The organism is Iodobacter sp. (assembly GCF_025352645.1).
In the GTDB taxonomy this organism is placed as follows: domain Bacteria; phylum Pseudomonadota; class Gammaproteobacteria; order Burkholderiales; family Chitinibacteraceae; genus Iodobacter.
The window spans coordinates 1-6,660 of sequence record NZ_JANXSO010000066.1; the positions used below are offsets into that span (position 1 = coordinate 1).

Annotated in this window: 2 protein-coding genes, 1 tRNA gene and 1 pseudogene; all 4 read right to left on the bottom strand. The window is 50.1% G+C overall.

All coding sequences use genetic code 11. The features are described 5' to 3' along the window. Positions 1-494: 494 nt before the first annotated feature. Positions 495-567 (bottom strand) — tRNA-Lys (locus tag Q0R17_RS07965). Between the two features lie 570 nt (positions 568-1,137). Further along, positions 1,138-3,966: a reverse transcriptase family protein gene (locus tag Q0R17_RS07970; protein WP_293933756.1), complete on the bottom strand. Its 2,829-nt coding sequence runs from the start codon at positions 3,964-3,966 to the stop codon at positions 1,138-1,140. 327 nt (positions 3,967-4,293) lie between these two features. Then, positions 4,294-5,145, bottom strand: a pseudogene (locus tag Q0R17_RS20060) (endonuclease/exonuclease/phosphatase family protein); the annotation flags it as partial. A gap of 41 nt (positions 5,146-5,186) precedes the next feature. After that, a partial coding sequence (locus Q0R17_RS07975; protein WP_293933758.1) for a hypothetical protein occupies positions 5,187-6,660 on the bottom strand: 1,474 nt, incomplete at its 5' end.

Consider the following 6,660-nt stretch of genomic DNA (forward strand, 5'->3'; position numbering starts at 1 on the left):
GAAAGAAATAGCTCGCCTTTAATACCCACGAGATCATTTGGAATAGGAAATTATTCGACCATGTTTGTTTCCTGAGGTATCAATTGCCGAAAGCATGCTGTATCCATCTTGGCCACTTTATCGTAGGATAGTTTTTTTCGAGAGTCGAACGCATCTACCTCACTAGAGAAAATCTCCATTTTGAGAAAGTATGGGCTGAGCCAGAAACTGTGCCTCCTAGAAATTCTAATTGTTCAAGAGGGCAAGCCGAATTCTATACCGACCATCCGCCGTCCCCTCATTTGCTTTAGCACTTCACTTGGGGGCCAATGTCTGTAACAAACCTCGAACGCACAGTTGCCGCGGTTACACAATCGTAGAGTCTCCAAAAAAATGGACACCCTGCAGATATCCTCAGAACCATGTCTCCCGAGCACATGGGTGTTTATCAGACCCTTGGAAGGCAAAAAGCTGGGACCCGGGGGCCTCTCACACAGAGGACAAAAGAGCAAAAACGCCCAATGTGGGGGTCGAACCCACAACCTTCAGATTAAGAGTCTGACGCTCTACCGATTGAGCTAACCGGGCTAGGTATTGGTATACCTAGTTTTATTTCCGTGCGGGGGGGTGCCGAAGCTTTCCCAAGATTTCCCCCTCGCCAGATTATAAGAAAAGTTTCTAGTACTACTGTTTCTACCTGTGTCGCTAGACCAGTGGTTCGCCCTAGTTAAACGAAAGGAGCACTAGGCTAAGTGTTGAAGGGGTGGAAACTATCTAGAGGCGGCGGTAAAGACGCGTAGCCCTCAATTATAAAGTGGGAGAAAAGATCTCAAGGTACTTGTACGGGACCTTAGGCAAGGAAGAAGGGGGATCCATGGTCCGAAGACCTAGGAAGCTCTTTGAGTAGATCATAGGAGGGGCACCTACTCGCGAGCCCTAACTTTCCAGGAACAGGGGGAAAGATAGAGACCGCAACTCGTTCTCAATCATTTTTTTGTGTTTTTCTCGTGCATTTTGGTTTTGTTTTTTTTTTCGGCCCAGTCCAATTGCTCTCCCCTTTAGGAAGGACGGATGCCTGTGGACAATCGGAGATCGTCCCTTTTTTTTCTTTTTAGATTTGAAAAGGGAAGAGTCTTGTTGTGGGAAAGAACGGAGCTTTCATCCCCACATTACTCCAAACGATATCTTTCCTTCAGAAACAATAAAGTGAGGAGGCCGATGCCACTCTAGGGCGAACTGCTCTTGGTGTGTCTTGGTCGGTTCTTGGTCAAGCAGTCCTCGTCCATTACCAATATCGACTTTTTGATCTCTAAAGATTGCTCGAGCGTGCTCCACTCTCATTCGAGTCTTGATGGCTGATAAGATGGCTCCATTCAGATATATATCCGCTTGTTTATCTCCGTCTCCTAACGCACAATAGCACTGCCAGATGGTTTGTGCCACTGTCGAATGCAAGTGGATAGCTAGAGGGGGCATCTCGGCTACTGCAGGCCAGCAGAGCCAGTCCTGGTGGATGGATGAGGGAAGAGGACCCGTGTCGCATAAAAGTTCGACCCATGTTCGGAGTCGAATCCATTCTGCCAACACCCTCGGACAATCGTGGAAGGCGTGAACACGGTTCTCATAAATCTCTTGACTAGGGGTCAGATCAACACACCACCTGCACCAGGGAAGGACTTGCGTGGGGAGGCGGATCAGATTGGATTTGAATCCATTCGTCCATGTTGTTCTGTGAAAGAGTTGATATAGAAAGTGGCGCTCATTGGGGCGGCGGGCACTAGACCAGAACCGCTTCCATGCCACCTTCCATTGCATGTCTGGGACCGCCGGCATCATCATATTGGTCGGATGGGGCGCGGGACCTGTAAAATCCACCTCGCAGGATCTCACAGGCATTCGCTCGGGAATGGGAGGCCAGTCTTGCTTGTTATGGGCAGGGCTAAAGTTTCTGATGCGGTTTGCTAGGTCTATTTTGTCTAGATAGCGTCGAGCCACTTTTACCTCAAACATTGCTGCTGCTCTCTCACCGTTGCAGATCGTAGTGCGGAACCCGATTCTGTTTTCAGGCGGTGGAACAATCTGGATATCCAATTGGCGGTAGGCTTCCAGACTAGCAGTGATATTGAGGGGAGGCGGAGGTTTGGCTACGTGTAGCTGCATCACCCCCCTGACAGTGGGTATTTCTAAAAGGTTGGCTGGAGCCGTCCGAGGAAGCGCCTCGGCCACGATGAGGTCCAAAAGTGAGATCCACCTCTGTGTTTCACCCTGACGTCGGGCCATCCATTTAGCCTTGAGCGCTAGGATCTGGGTGCTTGGGTTCAAGAGACCGTATCCTCCTAGTTCTCTGGGCTGCCTGTACCAGTGGAGACTCACTCTGGAACTCGTTGTCGGCCATAGGACATGCCGAGTCAGCTTGTCTAGAGTTTTGAAAAAAGATTTGGAAAATGTGTAAAACGGAGCAACGTACCACAATTTTGATAAAAAGTAGGTGTTGAGGACTGTAACCCGTCCCTCAAACTTCAATTGCCTCGTCCTCCATCCTGCGATGGTATCCTCCAGCTTGTCAATGATCTTTCGTTCGATTTCCGCCATCTTACGACCTTCAGATCGCAGCACAATACCCAAGTGTTCAAAAGGAGTACCAAATGGAACTGGGGCAAAATTTTGCAATACAATGGAGGTGTGAGCCGTCTTGGTAAGAGGGATCAGGCTGGACTTTTCTTTGTTGATACGAGCTCCCGAGGCTTGTTCATGAAGAAGAATAGCGGCTTCCGCGTGGACATTGTCCCCGATACCCATCAAAAGATGAGTGTCATCCGCGAAGGCTGCGACCTTGGGTTCAAGACCAGGAACAGGGTGGCCGGTAGCTGTGCGACTATAGTGCAAGAGAAAGGGCTCAAGTACAAAGTTAAACAGGATTGGCGCAAGAGGATCTCCCTGGCGGAGCCCTCTCCTGATCTGGTATGGGTCAGATTTTCTTGTTCCTAGGTGAATGTGTGCTTCCAGGTTTGTGTAGCAGGTCTTGATCCAGTGGCGGAGGCGTGGGCCAAATCCAAACCTCTCTAGACATAGATGAAGATAGCCCCAATCCACTCGGTCATACGCTTTTTGTTGATCAAGGCTCAACACGGCCGCCTCTCCTTTGCGGCCTCCTTCAAAGTAATGAACAAGCAGATCCAACAACATGACATTGTCGTGCCCCTGGCGTTTTGGGATGAATCCTGTTTGATGGACACCAATGACCTTGTCGGCTACTGGGTTCATCCGGTTGGTCAGCACCTTTGTGAATATTTTGTAATCGCATTGAGTGAGGGAGATGGGTCGATAGTTCTCAATCCTCTCTGCGTCACCTTTCTTGAAGAGCAAAATTGTCATGGACCTCGCATGGGTTGCTGGCAGGGATGCAGAAGACTCTGGCTTAATCCCGTTGAGGATCTCTTGCAGGATCGGGGCAATCTTGATCTTGAAGGCTTTGTAGAAAGCGTAGGTGAGGCCATCTGTCCCAGGGGAGGATCTACTTGCCATCTCGTCGATCGCAAAATAAATTTCATCCAGGGTCAAATCCGCATCAAGCTTATTTCTATCTGTTAGATTCACCGTCTCTTGAACAGCACTCAGGAGGGTTTCCTGAGCGTTCTCGATCGTGGGCTCGGCCGAGTACAGATGAGAATAAAAGTTCATGGCAATCTCGGCGATAGAGTCCGAGTCGTCCTTTGGCTCTCCCTGTTCATTCTTGAGGGCGGTGATGGCAGATTTTTTTCGGCGGGCGTGTAATCGTTGGGTAAAAAACGGGGAGGCCTTCTCTCCTTCCTCCAACCACTTTACCTTTCCCATTATCGCCAGCTTGTCTAGTTCGTATTTGGACAATTCTTCAAGTTCAGCCAGACATTTGTCGCGTCGCGCAATGGCCGCTTTGTTTCTGGGCTGAGCTTCCAAATTAATGTCTGCTTTTTCGAGGGCTTTTTTCAGGTTTCGCCTCTTGTCCATATTTTTTTTCCGTTTCTTTTTCGCGAGACGTTGTCCATCTTCCAGGCATCCGGATTTGAACTCGTCCCAGCACCCTGCTAGTGGGGGTGCCCCGATCTCCTCCCTCCTCTTTGATAGTTCCGTGAACCTGGCGTTCACTAGTCCTATAAAAGTCGGGTCGTGCAACAGTCGTTCATCTAGCACCTCAGAGGCACAGTATGGCGGAGTGTCGGATGAAAAGATCGTGGCCGAGACGATGCGGTGGTCCAGCGGAGTCAGCCGTGATGGCCAGCAAATGTCGCAAGAGCGAACTTCCTGGGCCGATACACTCCCTATCATCTGGGCCGAGACCATAATGTAATCGATCCTCGAAAATGTGTGTAGAATGGTTTCCGTCGGTTCCGGCTCTGGTGAGGAAGGTACCTCACTCGAGGGGAGCTGACCTACCACTTCTACTCCTCCCTCTGTCCACGGTCCTCCTACGTACTGAGAGACCACGTCCATCTGGGATAAAAAGTGTTGGTGACGCGCTCGGTTTTCGTCGTTTGCAGGTTCCGAGTGTGTATGATAATGAGTAAAGTGTGTTCTATTAGCCGCACGAGGAAGAGCCGTGTCCACCAGATTCAGAGGGACCATGATGGCGTCGGCTACCGACTGCCATGGCGCGCTGAAAAGGTAGGCTTGAGGATCCGTCGCTGATCTCGTCGGGTACCTGTCTATTCGTGGGTTCATAGTGTTGTTAAAGTCTCCTAGGACAACAGTAAGAGGGTGTTCGATTCTTCCCGTGTCTAAACGGGCAAGGAAGGGAGGTTGCTCTCTGTCGCTGGCTGGGAGGTAAACGTTGGTAATTCGAAGAGTGTCGTTATCTTGTCCTTCGGCCTTGAGAATGGCTGAAAGGATACGGCCGTCTTCGAGTTGCACCTGGTCTGTGAGGTAAAAGGATTCGTGTCGCACCAGGATTCCGCAGTATTGGGTGAACATGGACTTGCCCGATTCTCCCCAATCGCTCATCCACGTTTTCTCGTTAAATCTCCCGCGGATGGCAGTTTCTTGGATGGCAATAATGTCGATAGGTTGGTTTTTGAGCCATGCAAAGAAGGCTCGGCGATTGTGTTCGTTAACAAGTGAGCGTACGTTCAACGTTGCTATCCGGAGATTGGCGTAGGTGACCGCAGCTGGAGAAAGAGGTTGTACAGGCATTGGAAAAATAGATAGATTGGGTTTTTAGGAGTGGGGGATCCCTACAGAGAAGTATTTCCCCCCTCCCCACCTTCTTTTACCACTACCCCTGGTGATCTGGCCGTCCTTGTCTTCTTTTCTTTGTCCTTGGTTGGAATAATATCTTCTCTTTCCAATTTCCCTTTGCGTTTAACTGGTGTTTGTCGGTTCTCTGCCTTTTGGTTTTCGGTCAAGGCGGTCTCCACTTCTTCCTGCGGAGGCGATTCCTTTTGGGTGACTCTCCTTGGACGCTCCACAGTCGTAGTCGATGGAGAGAAAGAGCCGATATTAAACTTTACCCTCTCCAATCTTGGGGCCTGGGGATTCTCTGCTGGGATCTGGTCTCCTCCGGTGTTCGAACTCGATCCCGAGGGAGACGAGCCATGCTCAGATGGATCGAACTGGTGAGGAGATCCAGGGCCAAAAGCGAAGGTTCCCGTGGTCCTAGTCTTTCCCCGCTTTGTCTTGCCGCCCTGAGTTACACCTTCCCTAGCGGAGGCATTTCGTCCGACGACTACTGTCCACTCCTTGTCGTCGTCTTTGCGGACTGAAGTTGTGACTGTGGTTCGTCTGTTGTCTTTTCTGAAATTTGTGTCGTTGTTGTTGTTGTTTTTGTCGTTGTTGTTTTTGGTTGGAGATGCGTGAATGTCGGGGAATGCCTTCACCATCACTGGAGAGTCCAGTGCTTCTTCCTCAGCGAGGTTGTAGGTAGAGGATTCATGACACTTTGCCTTGACATGGTCATTTCCACCACACCTGTAACACAGGACACCTCCTTTGGGCCAGGTAAACAGCGTGTTCCTGCCGTTAATAGCCGCCATGCGAGGAAGAATCAGTCCCTTGATCCTTCTGGTGGGGACCTCCAAAATAAAGTCCACTGTTCCCGTCAGAGTCTTTCCGGATCCCACAATGTAATGGGGGTTGATGTATTTGATGGTCCCAATGTCCTGGTAGATACATTGGAGTTCAGCAAGGAAGAAGTCTATTCTTGGTTGATACATCTTTTCTGCCCTGATCAGAATGCGAGTTCCTTCAGAGAACACGGCTTCTTCCACTCGAAGGCGTTTGCCGTTGATAACAATCGGCTTTGTCATAAACTCGTCAAAGTCCTTTCGGTAAGCAAAGTTAAGGTAAGTAACCCCATATGTGAAGTTGTCTAGAATGCAGAGCGCCTCCGTCAACTCGTTCAATTCCAATTGCAGTCTTGCTGCGTTAACCCCTGTATTTTCGTAGATGATGACCGCAGTGGCTCCATCCTTGTAAAGCGAGAAGTATTGGGGGATCGAGTCTTCAATCCTGCCCTCAGTTCGGCCACGAATGGTCGAGTGAGATTTTTTTGCCGCTGCGTTCCTGGTAGCTTTAGCGGCGGCGGCGTACGACGTGATCGGCAGTGGTTTGGCATCTGGCATGGGAGGGACGATCTGTTCCTCTTCCATGTCCACGTTCTCGGTGTCGGTATTTTCGTCCCCTTGGTCTGGCCGAGCAATTGGGGCTGAC

Excerpts from the sequence above, each read along its gene's own strand:
- Q0R17_RS07970 (WP_293933756.1), bottom strand. The coding sequence starts at position 3,966 with ATGGACAAGAGGCGAAACCTGAAAAAAGCCCTCGAAAAAGCAGACATT.